Annotated in this window: 25 protein-coding genes and 1 tRNA gene; 9 read left to right on the plus strand and 17 right to left on the minus strand. The window is 47.2% G+C overall.

All coding sequences use genetic code 11. The annotated features are described in order from the left end of the window. The first annotated feature begins 1 nt into the window (after position 1). The 9 genes from HYW15_03040 (at position 2) to HYW15_03080 (ending at position 3,405) form a co-directional block, all read left to right on the plus strand. On the plus strand, positions 2–214 hold the full coding sequence (locus HYW15_03040; GenBank protein QQG42459.1) for an HNH endonuclease: 213 nt from the start codon (positions 2–4) through the stop codon (positions 212–214). A gap of 165 nt (positions 215–379) precedes the next feature. Further along, positions 380–721: an HTH domain-containing protein gene (locus HYW15_03045; protein QQG42460.1), complete on the plus strand. Its 342-nt coding sequence runs from the start codon at positions 380–382 to the stop codon at positions 719–721. Between the two features lie 44 nt (positions 722–765). Continuing rightward, entirely contained in the window at positions 766–1,053 is a 288-nt protein-coding gene (locus HYW15_03050) for a winged helix-turn-helix transcriptional regulator (GenBank protein QQG42979.1), read from the plus strand. Positions 1,054–1,072: 19 nt separating this feature from the next. Further along, the gene (locus HYW15_03055) at positions 1,073–1,222 is read left to right on the plus strand and encodes a hypothetical protein (protein ID QQG42461.1); all 150 of its coding nucleotides are present in this window, start codon (positions 1,073–1,075) and stop codon (positions 1,220–1,222) included. A gap of 9 nt (positions 1,223–1,231) precedes the next feature. Next, complete coding sequence (locus HYW15_03060) at positions 1,232–1,729, plus strand: tryptophan-rich sensory protein (protein QQG42462.1); 498 nt, start codon at positions 1,232–1,234, stop codon at positions 1,727–1,729. Between the two features lie 157 nt (positions 1,730–1,886). Further along, a complete protein-coding gene (locus HYW15_03065) occupies positions 1,887–2,030 on the plus strand; it encodes a hypothetical protein (GenBank protein QQG42463.1) in 144 nt (47 codons plus the stop codon). 286 nt (positions 2,031–2,316) lie between these two features. After that, complete coding sequence (locus tag HYW15_03070; GenBank protein QQG42464.1) at positions 2,317–2,505, plus strand: hypothetical protein; 189 nt, start codon at positions 2,317–2,319, stop codon at positions 2,503–2,505. Positions 2,506–2,650: 145 nt separating this feature from the next. Next, positions 2,651–3,145: a peptidylprolyl isomerase gene (locus HYW15_03075; protein QQG42980.1), complete on the plus strand. Its 495-nt coding sequence runs from the start codon at positions 2,651–2,653 to the stop codon at positions 3,143–3,145. Between the two features lie 38 nt (positions 3,146–3,183). Then, a complete protein-coding gene (locus HYW15_03080) occupies positions 3,184–3,405 on the plus strand; it encodes a DUF378 domain-containing protein (GenBank protein QQG42465.1) in 222 nt (73 codons plus the stop codon). Here HYW15_03080 and HYW15_03085 read toward each other — a convergent pair. From HYW15_03085 to HYW15_03165, 17 genes are all read right to left on the minus strand, one after another. After that, positions 3,402–4,895, minus strand: coding sequence for a hypothetical protein (locus HYW15_03085; GenBank protein ID QQG42466.1), 1,494 nt, complete (start codon positions 4,893–4,895; stop codon positions 3,402–3,404). The two genes, HYW15_03080 and HYW15_03085, sit on opposite strands and share 4 nt — an antisense overlap. Continuing rightward, positions 4,885–6,114 carry a sigma-70 family RNA polymerase sigma factor gene (locus tag HYW15_03090; GenBank protein QQG42467.1) on the minus strand — a complete coding sequence of 410 codons (1,230 nt, stop codon included), beginning with the start codon at positions 6,112–6,114 and terminating at the stop codon, positions 4,885–4,887. The genes HYW15_03085 and HYW15_03090 overlap by 11 nt, the downstream gene beginning before the upstream one ends. Then, positions 6,111–7,874, minus strand: coding sequence for a toprim domain-containing protein (locus tag HYW15_03095; GenBank protein ID QQG42468.1), 1,764 nt, complete (start codon positions 7,872–7,874; stop codon positions 6,111–6,113). Before HYW15_03095 ends, HYW15_03090 begins: the two co-directional genes overlap by 4 nt. Before the next feature lie 32 nt (positions 7,875–7,906). Then, positions 7,907–8,419 (minus strand): NUDIX domain-containing protein, encoded by a 513-nt coding sequence (locus HYW15_03100; GenBank protein QQG42469.1) that lies wholly within the window; start codon positions 8,417–8,419, stop codon positions 7,907–7,909. A gap of 60 nt (positions 8,420–8,479) precedes the next feature. Next, positions 8,480–8,791, minus strand: coding sequence for a cupin domain-containing protein (locus tag HYW15_03105; GenBank protein ID QQG42470.1), 312 nt, complete (start codon positions 8,789–8,791; stop codon positions 8,480–8,482). 46 nt (positions 8,792–8,837) lie between these two features. Further along, entirely contained in the window at positions 8,838–9,077 is a 240-nt protein-coding gene (locus HYW15_03110; protein QQG42471.1) for a hypothetical protein, read from the minus strand. Positions 9,078–9,783: 706 nt separating this feature from the next. After that, positions 9,784–9,873, minus strand: a tRNA-Ser gene (locus HYW15_03115). Beyond that, on the minus strand, positions 9,860–10,114 hold the full coding sequence (locus HYW15_03120; protein QQG42472.1) for a GIY-YIG nuclease family protein: 255 nt from the start codon (positions 10,112–10,114) through the stop codon (positions 9,860–9,862). Before HYW15_03120 ends, HYW15_03115 begins: the two co-directional genes overlap by 14 nt. Positions 10,115–10,223: 109 nt before the next feature. Beyond that, entirely contained in the window at positions 10,224–10,958 is a 735-nt protein-coding gene (locus HYW15_03125) for a hypothetical protein (protein QQG42473.1), read from the minus strand. 6 nt (positions 10,959–10,964) lie between these two features. Further along, entirely contained in the window at positions 10,965–11,852 is an 888-nt protein-coding gene (locus HYW15_03130; GenBank protein QQG42474.1) for a M48 family metallopeptidase, read from the minus strand. 10 nt (positions 11,853–11,862) lie between these two features. Then, on the minus strand, positions 11,863–12,588 hold the full coding sequence (locus HYW15_03135) for a hypothetical protein (GenBank protein QQG42475.1): 726 nt from the start codon (positions 12,586–12,588) through the stop codon (positions 11,863–11,865). Further along, positions 12,588–12,821, minus strand: a complete 234-nt coding sequence (locus HYW15_03140) for a hypothetical protein (GenBank protein ID QQG42476.1) — start codon at positions 12,819–12,821, stop codon at positions 12,588–12,590. Before HYW15_03140 ends, HYW15_03135 begins: the two co-directional genes overlap by 1 nt. Continuing rightward, on the minus strand, positions 12,821–13,378 hold the full coding sequence (locus tag HYW15_03145; protein QQG42477.1) for a LemA family protein: 558 nt from the start codon (positions 13,376–13,378) through the stop codon (positions 12,821–12,823). The genes HYW15_03140 and HYW15_03145 overlap by 1 nt, the downstream gene beginning before the upstream one ends. Before the next feature lie 79 nt (positions 13,379–13,457). Continuing rightward, positions 13,458–13,784, minus strand: a complete 327-nt coding sequence (locus HYW15_03150) for a hypothetical protein (GenBank protein QQG42478.1) — start codon at positions 13,782–13,784, stop codon at positions 13,458–13,460. Positions 13,785–13,852: 68 nt separating this feature from the next. Next, on the minus strand, positions 13,853–15,529 hold the full coding sequence (gene groL, locus HYW15_03155) for a chaperonin GroEL (GenBank protein QQG42479.1): 1,677 nt from the start codon (positions 15,527–15,529) through the stop codon (positions 13,853–13,855). A gap of 1 nt (position 15,530) precedes the next feature. After that, the gene (locus HYW15_03160; protein QQG42480.1) at positions 15,531–15,854 is read right to left on the minus strand and encodes a co-chaperone GroES; all 324 of its coding nucleotides are present in this window, start codon (positions 15,852–15,854) and stop codon (positions 15,531–15,533) included. Between the two features lie 231 nt (positions 15,855–16,085). Further along, entirely contained in the window at positions 16,086–16,646 is a 561-nt protein-coding gene (locus HYW15_03165; protein QQG42481.1) for a hypothetical protein, read from the minus strand. Positions 16,647–16,760: the final 114 nt, after the last annotated feature.

Raw genomic sequence — 16,760 nt, forward strand, 5'->3', positions numbered from 1 at the left:
TATGGCAAGAAAGCGAAAAGCAGATCCAGAAAAAATTAAGAAAATTCTGGAAAATCGTGGCTACAAAGATGGCAAGCCGCCCAGAGGATACGAGGCACATCACATCAAACCGCTCGCAGAAGGTGGTAAAGATACACCCAAGAATATCCGAGTTATAAGAGCGACCAAACACCGCCAAATCCACAAAAATCGGAGAGAAAGAGGTGAGGAATAAGTCCGCGACCACGAAAAACAAATTGACCAGCTCGTCTATAAACTCTACGGCCTCTCTCCATCGTTAAAACTATTGGCTGGCAGGCACCCTGAGGAAAATAGAACCAAATAACATACCAACAAACTTGAGAATGTAAGAATGTTGTATAAATGCTAAAATAATCCCATGACCTCAATTTTAATTTTAGTAATCATTCTTCTAGCTTTCGCAATTTGGGTGCTGGTTATTTTCGCGCGCAAAGAAGCGGGGAAACATGGCACGAACGCAAAAGAAGAATTTGTCGGCATTTGTAAATCGGCAGTTGAGACGGCTTCGCAGAAGGAGGCCCGCAAGCAAAAGGCGCTGGCTATGTTTCAGGAAAAGCAAGAGCTTTCTAACTCCGAAATCCGCGAGCATCTCGGTGTATCCAGCCGCACGGCCGTGCGCTATTTGGATGAACTAGAGCGGGAAGGCAAAATAGAGCAAGTCGGCAAAATCGGCCACGCCGTCACCTACCGCCTAAAATAAAACAACATTCCAACATTCTGCAGAATGTTGGAATGTTGCGGCGAATGTGTTATGTTATAAATATGGTAAAAACTTCAAGACAGCTGGAAAGATATTTTAAGGGCGCGGCCAACCATCGGCGAATTGACATCTTGTTTACGGTTGAAAAAAATGACGGGATTACGGTTGAGGAGATTGCGGATGCTCTAGAGGCAAATTTCAAAACTATTTCCCAGCACACCAAATCGCTTGTCCAAGCCGGACTTTTGAATAAAAAATATCGCGGCCGCCAGGTAGCGCACTCACTTTCTCCCTATGGTAAATTTTTCCTTAAGTTCATGAAATCATTCTAACATTCTGCAGAATGTTAGAATGATTGTGAATACGCCGGGCGGGTGGCGCATTGAAAAAATCTCTGGCCCGGGGATAATCGCTCGCCACGGGGGCACACCCGCCTTCACGCAGGGTTACGGCGGGCAGGCAGCGGGCACAAGCGAAGGCAAAAAGCGTAATAAGCGGTAAAATAGAGCTATGAAGGTAAATAATTTCTTCAAATTGGTTATTGCGATTGGTGTTTCGGAGTTGGCGGGCGTTGTCGGTTCATTTTTTACAATTTCGGCAATTCCGAATTGGTACTCAACGCTGGTGAAGCCGGCGCTGAATCCTCCGGCGTGGGTATTCGGGCCTGTGTGGACAACGCTTTATGCGCTGATGGGCATTTCGCTTTTTCTTGTCTGGAAACAACATTCCAATATTCTTGAGAATGTGAGAATGTTGCGGATGTGGAAAGCTGGTATCGCAGCGTTTTTTGTTCAGCTTTCCTTGAATGCTGTTTGGTCAATTATTTTCTTTGGCCTGCGAAATCCCGGCTGGGCATTGGTTGATATCGTTTTTCTCTGGCTTGCAATCGTCTGGACAATGGTTGTGTTCTACAAAATTTCTCGCCCGGCGGCATATCTCCTCGTGCCGTATATTCTTTGGGTGAGTTTCGCGATGTACTTAAATTACTCCATTTATGTCCTCAATTAACATACTTGATGCATTCGGACTGAAAGTAACCAAACCGATGATCTGGGCCGGTATCATGCTTGCCATTATCGGCGGCCTGATTTTTTACCGCAAGCTATTTATTTGTAATGTGCTACAATGAATACGGTCGAGTAATTAAAATAATTTAAGAATCTTTATGAAAAATATATTTATTGCAGCTGCTGGGATTGCGTTTTTGTTGGCGGTGTATTTATGGTTTACGGGACAAAAGGACGCCGGTGTTTTTGTCGGGTTATGGGTTCCGTCTATTTTGAGTTTGGGCGCACTTTTGCGTAAGTAATATTTTAGGCCAGTGTACGGCCAGTCAATATGAGCGACGCCATTATTTTTACAATAGGATTTTTAATTTCTCTGCTTGTCGCCTACGGAGTTTATTTGGAGTACAAAAAATAGACATCAATTTCTACCAGTAATTCACGATCTTGAAAGGCGAGATGTTGCCGGGTATCTGCCAAATGGCGGTTCTCCGCCTTCGTTGAAACTACGGCGGACAAGTAAATGCGTGAAGCGCGCGGAGCCAAAAATGCTAAATATAGATAGGGCAAGAAAATTAGGAGAATAAATTTATGGTCAAAGTTATAAAACAAAACAATAAAGAGCTGTATCAATGTGAAGAGTGTGGGCTTCATTATGCCGATGATTCGACTTCGCTCACCACAGGCAAAGAAACTGCGGAGAAATGCGAAGCATGGTGCCGAGAGCACAAAAGCTGCAATCTTGAAATAACGGCCCGCGCCGAGGAAAACAAAAAATAATTAAAATATGGCAAAAAATTACATAATGGCAATCATAGTTTTATTAATCCTAGGAACGGGAGGGTATTTTATTTTTAGAAATAATGACCGGAGTGGAGTTGTTAAAAACGAAATTAAAAGCGATAATCAGACAACACAAAATAATATGGAAATATCTAAAATTCAAAATCACATAGTTACAATTGAGACAAACTTGGGGACGATAAAATTTGAAACATACGACGCCGACGCGCCGAAGACAGTGGCGAATTTTATCGCGCTTGCCCAAAAAGGTTTTTATGACGGGCTTACTTTCCACAGAATCGTTAATGGATTCGTGATACAAGGCGGCGACCCATTGGGAAATGGCACCGGAGGTCCGGGATATCAATTTAAAGACGAACTGAACCCGGCAACAGAATCATACAAAAACGGCTACAAAAAAGGAGTTGTAGCAATGGCCAACGCCGGCCCGAACACCAACGGCAGCCAATTTTTCATAATGCTCGCGGATAATCCGCTGCCGCATAACTACACGATTTTCGGAAAAGTTGTTTCAGGGCAGAGCGTGGTGGACGCAATCGGCAGAGTCCCGGTTGATTCTGGCGGCCGTCCGATTTCTCCGGTTGTAATCAAATCAGCAGCGGCTGTGAATAGGTAGACGCAGAAAAACAAGGGCTTTGCTATAATTAAGCCATTATGAAAGGTCTGCATATAGTCGCTTTTACGCTCCTTTTGGTCGGCGGGCTCAACTGGCTTTTGGTCGGGCTTTTCGGCTGGGATATAGGGGCGATATTCGGCGGCCAGAGCGCCTTGGTTTCCCGCGCCATTTACGTGCTGGTTGGGCTTGCGGCGATTTCCGAAATCGTCTCGCATAAATCCAACTGCAGGGCGTGCGGCGGGCCGAGCCCGATGGCCTAGCGGAGTTCGAATACCGCAGAACTTTTATCCTCGTTTTTTAATGAGTAGTTTTTGCTTGCAGCAAGGTAGTTATAAAAAGCCGGGGTTTCGCTTTTGGACAAAACAACGTAGCGCGCTTTGAAATTGTTTTTTAAAACGGCGTAGGTGTCTTCTATTGTTTTTGAGTCGCAAGACGTCGCGGGGCAAGTCCACTCCGCTGTTTTGCCGGTTTCCAAGTAATACGCTTCCCAATAAAGCTTCGGGTCGTAAGCATATTGAAAAATTGGGTCCATGCCGCCGACGTAATAATTTTTCCGGTTCCAGAAAAATAATTCCGGAAAATAATCCCAGCTCGCGTTAAAGACGATGTCACCGGCGCGGGAATTGTTTTTCAGCCACTCCCCCGCGCCCCGGAAGCGCTCCGGGCTCCAATCCGCGGTTTTTAAAAATCTGTCGTTTTGATATAAGCTCTGCCCTGCCATAAAAAGCGCGAGAACCGCCGCGCCTGCCAAGATTGCGGCTTTCCTTTCGCGCGCCAAGGCAATCCGCCAGCTGGCGGAGATAAAAATGACTCCGAAAGCAGTCCAGAAAACAAACGAGCGCTGGGCGACAAATACGGTCATTAAAAAGAAAATGGCGGAAAGAGAAAAACTGCTCCACAAAATTAAACTTTTTTGGGGTTGTTTAAAAAAAATATAAATCGCCAAAAGCCACAAAAGCGTAAACGGTAAAAACAAATAAAGCGCCTGCCAGCCCAAAGGATAAAGCTCAAGCCCGAAATTGAGCGGAATGCCCCTATTTTTTACGAGCATAAGCTCAACTATCTGGACATAAGCAAGTTTCGCGGCGCCCAATGGATTAGGGCGTGCGAGCCAGCCCAGAATAAGCCCGCCCAAGGAAAACAAAATCACGCGCCAGCCAAAGGATTTTTCTTTGAATAATTTTACGGCTGCCCAAACGCCTAAAATCAGAAGCGTTGACCAAAATAAGCTCAAATGGAAAAACGCCACCGCAAAAGATGCCGCAAAAACGCCCCAAACGTTTCCCGTAATCGCAAAAGACAAAGCCAAAACATCAAACGCGAGCGAAAGCGCGTGCGGGCGCGCCGTGGTCATATGAAAAAGCGTGAAAAATCCGGAAAGTAAAAATAAAAACGGCCAGATGTATTTTTTTTCAGCCCCCAGGCGCACCAATGAGAAATAAAAAATTATAAGAAGCAAAGAAGTTATAAAAACTCCTGCAAGACGAATTCCGAAAATCGGGTCAGAAAACCAAGTGAATGGAATCAGCAAAAGATGAAAGCCGTACCAGATGTCCGCGTCGTATTTGCCGATGGCGGAATGCGGCAGCCACGGAAAAGCGGAGTTAAAAATTCCGTTCTCACGATAAATCTCGGCGTGGGCGAAATGATAAAGCTGGTCCCCCTCCGGCCTGACCGGATAGCCGAAATGCAAAAACACGGCAAACAACAAAACCGCCGGAAGAAAAATATAGAATGCTTTAATACTCATGCAGTTTTACAATTTTGTGGTGCTGGCGGATTTTTTCTATGGCCTTGGCTTCGATTTGGCGGATTCTTTCGCGAGTCACGCCGAATTCCTTTCCCACTTCCTCCAAAGTATGAGTGATGCCATCGTCCAAGCCGAAGCGCATGCGCAAAATTTTCTGCTCTCGGGGCATAAGGTCAACCATAATTTCCCGAAGGTGGTCTTTAAGCAGCTTCCGCGCGGCCTCCTGCGCGGGCGTGAGGGTTTTTTCGTCGGGAAGAAAATCGCCGAGCGTTGAATCCTCGTCTTCCTCCCCTACCGGCGCTTCCAAAGAAACCGTGTCCTGCGAAATTTTTTGGATGTGGTGAATTTTTTCCACCTCTACGTTCATCTCCGCCGCCAATTCCTCCGCCAGCGGCTCCCGGCCCAAATCCTGCGTAAGACGCCGTCTCACCTGCTGATATTTTGAGATAGTTTCAACCATGTGCACGGGTATGCGGATGGTTTTCCCCTGGTCGGCAATCGCTCGGGTAATTGCCTGCCTTATCCACCAGGTGGCGTATGTTGAAAACTTATAGCCCTTCCGCCAGTCAAACTTCTCCACCGCGCGGAAAAGGCCCAAATTTCCCTCCTGAATTAAATCCAGCATAGTGAGGTTCGGCGTCCGCCCAACGTATTTTTTGGCGATGGAGACCACCAGCCGCAGGTTTGCCTGCGCCAGCCGGTTCTTGGCGTCCTCGTCGCCGGCTTCAATTTTTCTGGCGAGTTCTTTTTCCTCATCGCCCGAAATTAAGGGTATGCGCCCGATTTCTTTTAAATACATCTGCACGGAATCGGAGGCGGCGACGTCTTCGGGCGCCAGAGCGCCCCGGCGCGATTTCTTGCGCTCCGGTTTTCCTTCCGCTTTCTTCTCTATGGGAATTTCCAAAAGTTCTCTTCCTTCAAGCACGTCCACCCCCGCGGCTTCCAGCCGGGAATAAAGGTCTTCCAAAAAAACCACGTTATATTCAATGTGCGGGAAAGCCGAAAGAATCTCCGCGTAAGTCAAAAAACCGCGCTCTTTGCCTTTCTTAAGGAGCGCCTCAACCCTTTCCTCGCTGAATTCTTTTTTCAGCTCCGCTTTGGTCAATCTCAAGGGTGCACGCCGAGGATTTTTTGCGAGCGCTTTAATCCTCTTGGCCTGCCCGCCGGCAAGGCGGGCCGATTTTTTCGGCTTATTTTTTTTCTTGTCCTTTTTCGTCATATTTGATTCAATTCTTTAGAAACTTTATGGAATTCCCCCAAGAGCGTTTTTAAATTTCCCGCGCCTTTGCGCTCCGCGCCGCTTATCTCTCCGGAAAGCGCAACGAGGCGCTCCTTCAAATATTCTTTTTTCAGTTCCCGCTGGCATTTTATAAATTCAACTTCGGCGTCGGCGAGATTGTTGAGCAAAATCTCGGCGAAGATGGCGGTTTTGTTGCTTTGGGCGAGCAGATTTTGGAAGGCCGGGTCAATCTTTTGGGCAAGCGCCGGATATTCCGCGGCGATGGCTAAAATCCTGCTCTCAAGCAACGACTTTCTATTATTATGCGCAGTTCCCTGTTCATCTCCCAAAACATTTTCTCCCTGGGAAGGAGCGGCGTTCGCCTTTTTTAAAGCCGCCCAAACTGCTTCTTCTTTTATATTTAAAATATTGCTCAATTCCCTCGCCCAATGTGCGCGCTCAAGCTCGCCCAAAGACGCCACAACCGGCAAAACAGTTTTTTGGATTTCTCGTTTGGCTTCCGGGGACGCCGGGTGGAATTTTTTCACGGCCGAATCCAGATAAAATTCAACAATGTGACGCGAACCAGAAACTGCTTTCTGCCAAATCTCCGGATTTTTCGCGACGGCTTCGGCCGGGTCTTTAACGCCTTCGCCCAGCCCGCCGGCCACTCTCACCTCAAATCCGCGCTCCAAAGCCAAAGCAATGCCGCGCTTTGCCGCCGACTCTCCGGCCGAGTCCGCGTCAAAAGACAAAGTCAGCTTATCGGCAAGCCGTTTAACTGTCTTTAGCTGGTCTTCAGTGAACGCGGTTCCCGAAGAGGCCGCGACATTTTTCACTCCGCCCTGCCAGGACATAATCGCGTCCATATAGCCCTCAACCACAACGCATTCTTTTTGGCGCATAATTTCCGTCTTTGATTTGTTGAGCCCGTACAAAGTTTTGCTTTTTTGGTAAAGAAGAGTTTCCGGGGAATTTATATATTTGGCGCCGACGCTTTCGGTCGGCGTCCCGACCCTTTCAGGCGTCGGGACTTCCAATATTCTCCCTCCGAAAGCAACGACGCGGCCGTTATAATCAAAAATCGGAAACATTATCCGCCCGCGGAAGCGGTCGTAAAAATCGCGCTGATTTTTGATCACCAGCCCCGATTTTTCTATCTCTGCCACGGAAAAACTCTTGTTTTTTAAATGAGCACAGAGCGCGCGCCATTCATCCGGCACGTATCCCAACCGGAACTCGCGGATGGTTTCATCAGTCAAGCCACGGGATTTTAAATATTTTAGCGGGCGCGAAATTGCGTCTGAAATTTCCTTATCCCTACCCTCGGTCGCTAACACTCCCTCGGGCGCACGCCCACGCCTAGAAATTTCATCCGCAACTTGCGCGCCCGTCCACAAATTTCCTTCAAAAAATTTCGCGGCTTCCTCCAGAAGCGCGAACTGCCGCGCGCGCTCCGTGCGAAACCGCGGGTCTTCTCTTTTTAGCTCCACCCCGGCGCGCTCCGCCAAGGTCCGCAGAGCGTCGCCGAACTCCACTCCTTCAATCTGCTGGATAAATTCAAAAATGTCCCCGCCCTTGCCGCAGCCGAAGCAATGCCAAATCTGCCGGGCCGGGGAGACGTTAAAAGAAGGCGTCTTCTCGCTATGGAACGGGCAAAGCGCCCTGAAATTGGCGCCGGCTTTGGCGAGCCGGACATACGAGCCCACCAAATCCACGACGTCCACGCGGCTTTTTATTTCATCAATTTGAGAAAGCATAAGGTGCGACCATTATAACACACCTTAATTTTTTACCATATGCCTTTTTCTCTTCTAATTCCCTTAAAATATGCTTCAATCCGCCTGCGGTTTGCCGGCGAGAGCACCTCCGGCAAATTATCAAAATCAAAAAATCCGCGCTCCATTATTTCAAAATTTGGTGAAAATTTAAGGTTGCCGCCGAAATCTTCCGTAAAAAGAACCGTAACCGTGTCCCGCTTGCCCATAAGCCCGTGGTAAGTGCCGAGCTCCCCGCCGAACGAATTAACCGCAAGCCCGGTTTCTTCCAAAACTTCCCTTTTTGCGGCTTCTTCCAGCGCCTCATTCGCGCCCACTCCTCCGCCAGGCAAAGTCCATACTCCGGGAGCGTACCAATGCCGCACCAAAACAACGCGCCCCTCGCGGACAAGAATAACGCGCGCCCCATGCGAAACGTGCCTCCGCCCGAATGCGCGCCGCGCCAAATACCGCGCCGTATGCGCGGTAAAAAGTGCCGCAAGCGAGCAATAAAAAAATATTTTCTTAAGAAACTTTATAATGGTCATTATTTGTTTTTCGGTGTCTGTTTGAAAATATCCGAACGGCTAAAACTTAGAGCCAGGATTTTAGCGCTTGATTTCCAACCAGACTGCGGGTTCACTGCTTGTAACCCGTAAATCGTGTCCGGCGGGTATTACTCCGACTTCGCCGGGGCCAAATTCAATTTCATCACCTCCGGGCATACGGACATGGAATTTACCTGAAACTACGTATAGCATATGGTCGTATGGACAATCTTCCCCATGATACTCCGGCTGTGCCGTATTCCTCTGCAATTTAAGACCCTCTCCCACATCAAGAATTTCAAGCTTCATCGTTTCTTTTGGATTGTAGACTTCATCCGGGGATGTAAAACTCTTCTTAATAATTGATTTCATGTCTCTATTATACTGATTTTACTTTTTGGCACAATGACTTCATTTCCTAACTGGCGGTGTATTCTAAAAATAGCTCGAACGGAATTCTGCCCTCGTCCGCCTTCGACGGACTCGGAATGGGCGGGCGGGCAAAATGAAAGGCGAAGCCGAGAACATTAACAATTTCAAGTTTTTCTTTGGCGGAATACAAATTCGAGCGTGCGAAGCACGCACAAAATTGTTCTTCACAAAAAAGAAAGGCGCCGTACCCGAAAGTCGTGCGCCCATCAAGAGTGGAGTCAGGCATTCGCGGGACTCCGTACATCATGGAGCGGTAGCGAGGATTGGCCATTCGGATCGAGGGCAAAGCCCAACTGAATGAGCTCCGCACGATCCGGCTCGGCAAGAGCAACTCTCGGCATACCTCCTTGGTTGGACTTGCGAAAGCACTCGATCCACTTCTCGGCGAGCCAATCGGCATACGCCTTCTGTCGATCGGGCAAGAGTCCCTCGACTTCCACGCAACGCTTGAATACTGCGTCGCTCACCCCTCGCAACCAGCCACCGCGTGGGTCCGTACGACTGTACCCGAGGCCACACACAGCGATGGTCTGCCCCGTGCGATCACGGATGGTGGCTTCGCCGGTCCCGTAGGAGACGGTGTATTCTCCGTCTCCGGCATAGTGGTCCCCGCGCGAATACTCCGTATACGAATTGACCGTCATTCGCACGTGGACGGTGTACACGTTTCCAGTGAGTATATGCTCATACATACCGTCTACCTCCTTTCAAAGGACTATGAGAACTAATTTAAGATTAGCAGAAAATACTTAATTGTCAACTAAAAACAGAAACCCTTTCGAGTTTCTGTTTTCAAAAAATCTTATGAAAAAATTTCTTTTGCCCTTATTGATAAATCCGTTTCTTTTTCGCCAAAAAAGCCCTTTCAAATCCTAGCCGAGCGGCGCGGAACGCGCCGCGAGCTGACCTCTTCAAATTTGCATTTTCCCAACTGGCGGAAGGGGCGAGATTCGAACTCGCGATCCCGTTTCCGGGATGCTCGCTCTCCAAGCGAGTGCCTTAGACCGCTCAGCCACCCTTCCATAATCCCAATAACTTTTTAAACTTTATTCCACCTTTATAACTCTTGATTTCCAACTCTCTTTGATATGCCTCCGATCTAGAACTATATTCCTCCAAATGAATAATTTTCCATGGCTTGCCATATTTTGTAGATTTTACCTCCCCAGCATTATGTTTGGCTACGCGCTTATTAATATCTTCGGTATGGCCAATATAATATCTATCATTTACTAAACTTTGAATTATATAAATCTTAAACATGCTTTTTAATTATACGCTCTCTGCCGCGTCCGCCCCGCGCCCGCCCCGTTTTGCGGGGCTGCGGGGCTGCGGCATCCCGCCACGCGGGACAAGCGAGCGCACTAGACCACTATGCGACGCCTCCGTTTCTTCGCCCCGTATCACGGCCGTAAAAAATTCCTTTCAACATCAAAAGAAGCCCGGAAATCGCCAGTACCTCGGCGGCCACCACAATACCAAAAGAATAAAACGAAAAAACTGAAAATTCAAAGGCAGAGAGGGCCGCAAGGCCCAGCACAAAAGTCCCATAGGAAAGCCACCTGGAACGCCGGCGCAAAAATTTATCCTCCAGGCGCAAACTTCGAACAAACATAATCAAGGCAAAAAACACGCCGGAGAACCCGCCGATAAGCCCGATGAGCAGGCGGGCCCACGGGGCGCCGCCGTGGCTGAAAGCAATCAGCCGCTGGCCCGCCAAACCAATTTCCCAAATTCTGGCAGCGTCTCCGGACCGCAAACTGACCCAAAACACAACGACTCCCGCCGCCGCCAGAAACAATTGCAGCGGGAGCAAAAATTTCCTCCAGCCGATCAAGGCGAATAAAATTCTTATAAAATAAGAAAGCGCAAGATAAAGAATGAGGTGCCCGAAAACAAAAAAGAGCTGCACGATTTTCAAATCGCCGTGGAAAATAACCGGAGCCGCCAAAAGGGCAAAAAATACGGTAAAAAGCAGGTAAAAATAGAAAAAATCCCTGACTAAGACGTTGGGCTTTTGTTTATGCGACCGCCGCAGGCGCGAAGCGGAAACCAAACAGGCGGCCGCGTTAAATACATCAAAGAGCGAAGAAACAAAAATATTCATGATTTTTTATACGCTCATGGCTCTTAATGCTCTGATTCTTTCTTCAACCGGCGGGTGGGTCATGAATAATTTTGTAATTCCGTATTTTTTGCGAAACGGGTCAGCGAACCAAAGATGTGCCATGGTAGGAGTCGCGTTAGTAACCGACGCAGGCGCTTTTGAAATTTTCTCAAGCGCCCGCGCCAGCCCCTCCGGGTATCTCGTTAAAAGCGCTCCGGAAGCGTCGGCCAAAAACTCGCGTTTCCTGGAAATGGCCAGCTGCATCAAAGTGGCCGCAATCGGCGCAAGAATTAAAAGCGCGACGCCGATTAAAACCAGAATTCCTCCGGCCCTATTGTCATCGCGGTTTCTAAAACTCCCCCACCACAAACTTCTCATAAAAAAATCGGCCAAAAGCGAAATGAATCCGGCCAAAATCACCGCCGCCGTGTTCAAAAGCATATCGCGATTGCCGATGTGCGAAAGCTCGTGCGCCAAAACCCCCTCCAGCTCGGCGCGGTCCAAAACATCCAAAATGCCGGATGTCACCGCGACAATGGCGTGTTTGGGGTCTCTCCCCGTGGCAAAAGCGTTCGGAGACCTGTCCTCAACCAAATAAAGCCGCGGCATGGGGAGCCCGGCCGTGATGGTAAGATTTTCCACGATGTTATAAAGTTCCGGCGCGTCTTTTTTTTGAAGCGCCCGCGCACGGGTCATCATAAGCACGATTTTATCCGAATACCAGTAAGAAATGACGCTCATTGCGGAACTGAAAATTACAGCGAAAAATAAAATGGAGACGTTGCCGTAAATTTGCGAAAATATCCAGCCCAAACCGATAACCGCGAGCAAAAAAACGCCGAATAGCGCGAAGGTCTTTCTGATATTTGAATCGCGATGCGAGTAGATTGTCATTATTCTTTTGTTAACGATACTTCTGTCTAAAAGGTTTATGCTCCACAAAATTTTTTATTGCTTCTTCAACCGTTTGAGGGTAAAGGGCTTTATATTTCTCTTGACGCACGCCGGAATCTGCAAATCCGGGTCGCATCTTGGGTCTTTCCAATAACATTATCACTTCTACAATTTTGTGCCAGATTTTTTCTCCCGGCTCTCCTAAAGACTGCAGTTTAAAAAGCATATTTTCTCGATATTGCTTCAGCCCGTTTCCCAATGAAATCCCAATGAACAATTCAGCCATTCTTTCGCACTTATTGCCAAAGTACCCGACGGCTGATTCCATAGAAGTATACGGTAATATACTCTTTTCTCTATTATAATCTTCAACAATTGAATCTATCACCGATTCCAGCTCACCCTCGTTAAGACGTCTCAATTGAAAAGAAAGCCCAACGCCTTCCAATCGGCCGCTTACTGTGTTTTTGAAATCCTCTGCCAAATCCGATGGATTCTCGGCGTCACCGGATAAAAAGAAATACCCGTCAATATCGCTTTCCGGCTTTGCATATCCCTTAGTCATAGAACCGTACAAATTAAGTGCAAGGACCTCGGGATGATTTTCTTGAAATTTACCGAATTCCTCCTTAAGTACTCGCAATCGCTCTTTAGAAAATGACTCGCGTGACAAGTAAAACCGCTTCTTCTCTAATTTCGGCTGTATTTCTTCATATCTTTCCTTCCATTCAGCCATTATTCTTTTGTTCTCCTTACGTAATTGATAAAAATAACAATCAACACAACTAAAAGCAGATAGAAAAGGAATAAAACAAGGCCCATTGACCAATCAACCATCGCCATCCAAGCGGAAATATCCGTAGGGCCGGAAACGTCAAATCTGGAGACGCCGTAATGCAAAAAGATAATAACGCCGGCAACCAAAAGTATGTCAAAAAGAACCAAAAATCTTGCAAAACGCGCGAGCATCAGAATTTAACGCTAACCGGGCGCTTCTCGGCTTCCGACTCCACTCCGAAAAATTCCATTTTTGAAAATCCAAACCGGCCGGCAATCAGATTCGTCGGAAAAGTGTCAATTTTGGTGTTCAACTCCATAACGTTGCCGTTGTAAAATCTGCGGGAGGCCTGGATTTTATTTTCGGTGTCGGCAAGCTCCCTTTGCAAATCTAAAAAGTTGGCGTTGGCTTTCAAATCCGGATAATTTTCAGCTACCGCGAAAAGAGTTTTCAAATTTAAAGAAAGCGCGTCTTCGGCCTGCGCTTTTTCGCTTAAATTTCTCCCGCCGGAGATAGCCCGCGCGCGCGCTTGGGTTACATTTTCAAAAACCTGCCTTTCATGCTGCATATAGCCCTTCACGGTTTCCACCAAATTCGGAATCAAATCATACCGGCGCTTAAGCTGTACATCAATGTCCGACAAGGCCTCCTTCGCGCGGTAACCCAAAGTCACCAGCCGGTTATAAGCAAAGACGACCCAAAGCGCGATTAAAACGGCTATTCCCGAAATCCAATACACGATGTTCATGACTTAAATTATAGCAAAGGCATAAAAAATAAAAAGAGGGTGTTTGGTTCCCCCTCTTTTGGCGAATCTGTTATTCCGCTTATGTCCAGCGGCCGGCGGCGCGCATAAGCTTGCGCCTTAACCCTTTGTCATAGCGGATCGGATGGCGATCCGTAGCGCGGTTGATACGCTCGCGGAGCAGAGCCGGCACTTTTGCAGCTTTCGCCGCTTTTTTTATCTCATATGACAGATTGTAATAAATAGCCGGTTCGCGTGCAGCGCTTAGCAATGTTATCGGACAATACTTGTCATCATCGCCACCTCCAAGAATAAATCTTAGCATGCATCCTCTGTCCAATACCGTCTTGCACCTTAGCGTCCTGACCGCCGCGCGTAGCGCTTTCAAAAACTGCTTTTCGTCAATCATTTGCCCGCCTCCTTCCGAAACCAAAATTTTGCTTTCTTGGCCTATGCTAGCAAGAGGAACAAATTAAATCAATAGTCCATGTGGCCACCCATGCCGCCGCCCATTGGATGTCCGCCAGCTGGCGGATTCTTTTCCGGAATCTCTGTGACGGCGGCGCCGACGGTGAGATAATTCGCCGCTACGGAAACGGCGTTTTGAAAAGCGATTTTTACGACCTTCAGCGGGTCAATAATGCCGGCTTCTTTGAGGTCGCCGATTTTATTGGTTGCGGCGTTAAATCCCAGCCATTGCGCTTTGTTATCGTCTCCATTATTTGCCTTTTTTTGCTTTACCAATTCATCAATAATTTTATTTACGGATTCTCCGCTATTTTGAATGATGGCCTCTACGGGGGCTCTTAGCGCTTTATTCAAAATCCCGGTAGCGGCCAGGGTAGCAGAAACGGCATGTTCAATAATTTCTCCCTGTGCCGAAACAACCAAATTAAACAGGGCGATTCCTCCGCCCGGAACAATTCCTTCCTCCATCGCGGCGCGGGTTGCCGAAACAGCATCTTCCACTCTTTGTTTTAATTCTTTCTGGGCGGATTCCGTGGGCGCGCCTACTTTAATCACGGCAACGCCTCCGGAAAGTTTGCCGACTCGTTCCTGCAAATTTTTCTTTTCGTATTCCGAGTCCGTCTTTTTAATTTGCGCGCGGATTTGGGCAACTCTTTCTTCTATCGCCTTTTTGTTTCCCTTTCCGCCCACAATCGTGGTGTTGTCTTTGTCCGCCACAACGCGGTGCGCGTGTCCCAGCTGGCTCACCTCCGTGTTCTCCAGCTTCCTCCCCAAATCCTCCGAGATAAATTCCGCGCCGGTCACAACTGCGATGTCCTGCAGCATCTCTTTTCTCCTGTCGCCGAATCCCGGCGCTTTTACGCCCAAAACATTAAGCACGCCCCGGAGTTTGTTGACCAAAAGGGCCGCGAGCGCCTCGCCCTCAATTTCATCGGCAATCAAAACCAGTTCTTTTTTGCCGGTTGCCAAAACCTTTTCCAATAATTTTAAAATATCCTGAATAGACGAAATTTTTTTATCGGTCACCAAAATATAAGGGTCTTCCAGTTCGGCAGTCATTTTCTCCTGATTGGAAATCATGTAAGGAGAAACGTATCCGCGGTCAAACTGCAGGCCCTCAACCATTTCGTGCGAGCTGCCGACGGTGTTGGAATCCTCAATAGTCACAACGCCGTCCCGCCCGACTTTGGACATCACTTCCGCCAAAAGTTTGCCGATCTCCGCGTCTTTTGCCGCAAGCGTCGCCACCTCCTGCAATTTTTTATTGTCGGAAACGTCTTCTTTTTGCTGCTCCAGCGCCTTCACCACGTCCTCGCTTCCTTTTTTAAGTTCCTCGGCGAGCTGAATAACATTAAAGCCCTTTTCGTGTATCGCCCGCTCGCCTTCTTCAATAATCGCGTGCGTCAAAACAACGGCGGTTGTGGTGCCGTCGCCAACGCGGTCGTTGGTTTTGTCGGCGGCTTGTTTTATAAACTCCGCTCCCAAGTTTTCCCATTTGTCCGAAAGCTCAATTTCTTTGGCAACTGTCACCCCGTCAAAAGTCACCTGCGGCGCGCCGTATCCTTTTTCAATAACCACGGCTCGGCCGCGCGGTCCCAAAGTCATCCGCACCGCCTCGGCCAATTTGTCTATGCCTTTTTTAATGGCGCTCCGCGCCTCTTCGTTAAATTTTATTTGTTTTGCCATGTTATTCTATAATCGCTAGAATATCCTCTTCTTTGGCTATTAAATATTCCTTGTCGTCCCCGCCTGCCGACGAGGCAGGAATTTTTATCTCTGTCGGCCCGTATTTGGAAAATAAAACTTTATCGCCGGCTTTTACCGAAAGCGGCTGGAGCGTTCCGTTTTCTAATCTTTTCCCTTCCCCCACGGCAATAATTTTTCCCTCCTGTGGCTTTTCCTTGTCCGCGGTGTCCGGTATTAAAATCCCTCCCTTTGACTGCTTGGCTTTTTCCTCGTCAGACAATGGCTCAATCAAAACCCTGTCGCCTAACGGCTTGATATTAAGCATGGCTTAAAATTTCTAATTTCTAATTATTCTAATTTCTAATCAAATCCCAATTTCTAATGTTTAATTAGGTCAATTAGAAATTAGGTTAATTAGTCATTCCCGCTTTAGCGGGGTTGGCACTCCTGACCTCCGAGTGCTAATGGGTATATTACCAAAACGCCCATATCTTAGTCAAGGTTTCAGGCCCCGCTGTGGATTTAAAAAATGGCATTTCTGCGCATATTTTGCTTTTTATTTAAAATCAAGAATTTTTAATAATTTTTCTGCTATTGCTCTCCTTTCGGGTAAAGATTTTTTAATCGAGAGTTCATATCGTGCCGCAAGGTTAATAATTTTGCTAAAGCTGATTTTGGCCACTTTTTGATTATCAACAAAGAAGATATACATTACTTTTAGAGTTTTTGAATAACATTCCCAAAATTCTAAATTTCTAGCCAAATAATCAAATAAAATTTGATAAATACGGCTCATTTTATATTTCCTCCTTTTATAACCAAAACCAATCGCCCAACAAATAACAGAGTAACGGCTTCGGTACAGATTATTCTTCATTTTTTCAGGGCGATTAGTCAAAGGTGCTATAGTCAAGCCAGCAAAAGCAGAAGCAAACGGTCCTCGTATATACTTTGCCTCAATTAATAAAACTTGTTTTTTTCGTTCGACTTGTAAATCCCATCCGGTTTCTGACATACCTCTTGACCGATCTTTTCTCGTCCATTTTGCCCCTGAGCGTTTGGGGTCTAAAAAATATTTTTCCAAAGGATTAACGACAAATTTTTCTTCTTGCGTCATACTTTATTATCCCAACAATCAATAGCTCTGTTTTTGCTTATTTTGCTTAATTTATTAGGCGACACTTTTTTGCCATACACTGTTTTCTCACGATCGTGGCAAAACGATGTATGT

The organism is Candidatus Giovannonibacteria bacterium (assembly GCA_016432405.1).
Taxonomy (GTDB): domain Bacteria; phylum Patescibacteriota; class Minisyncoccia; order UBA11713; family 2-01-FULL-45-33; genus MFHE01.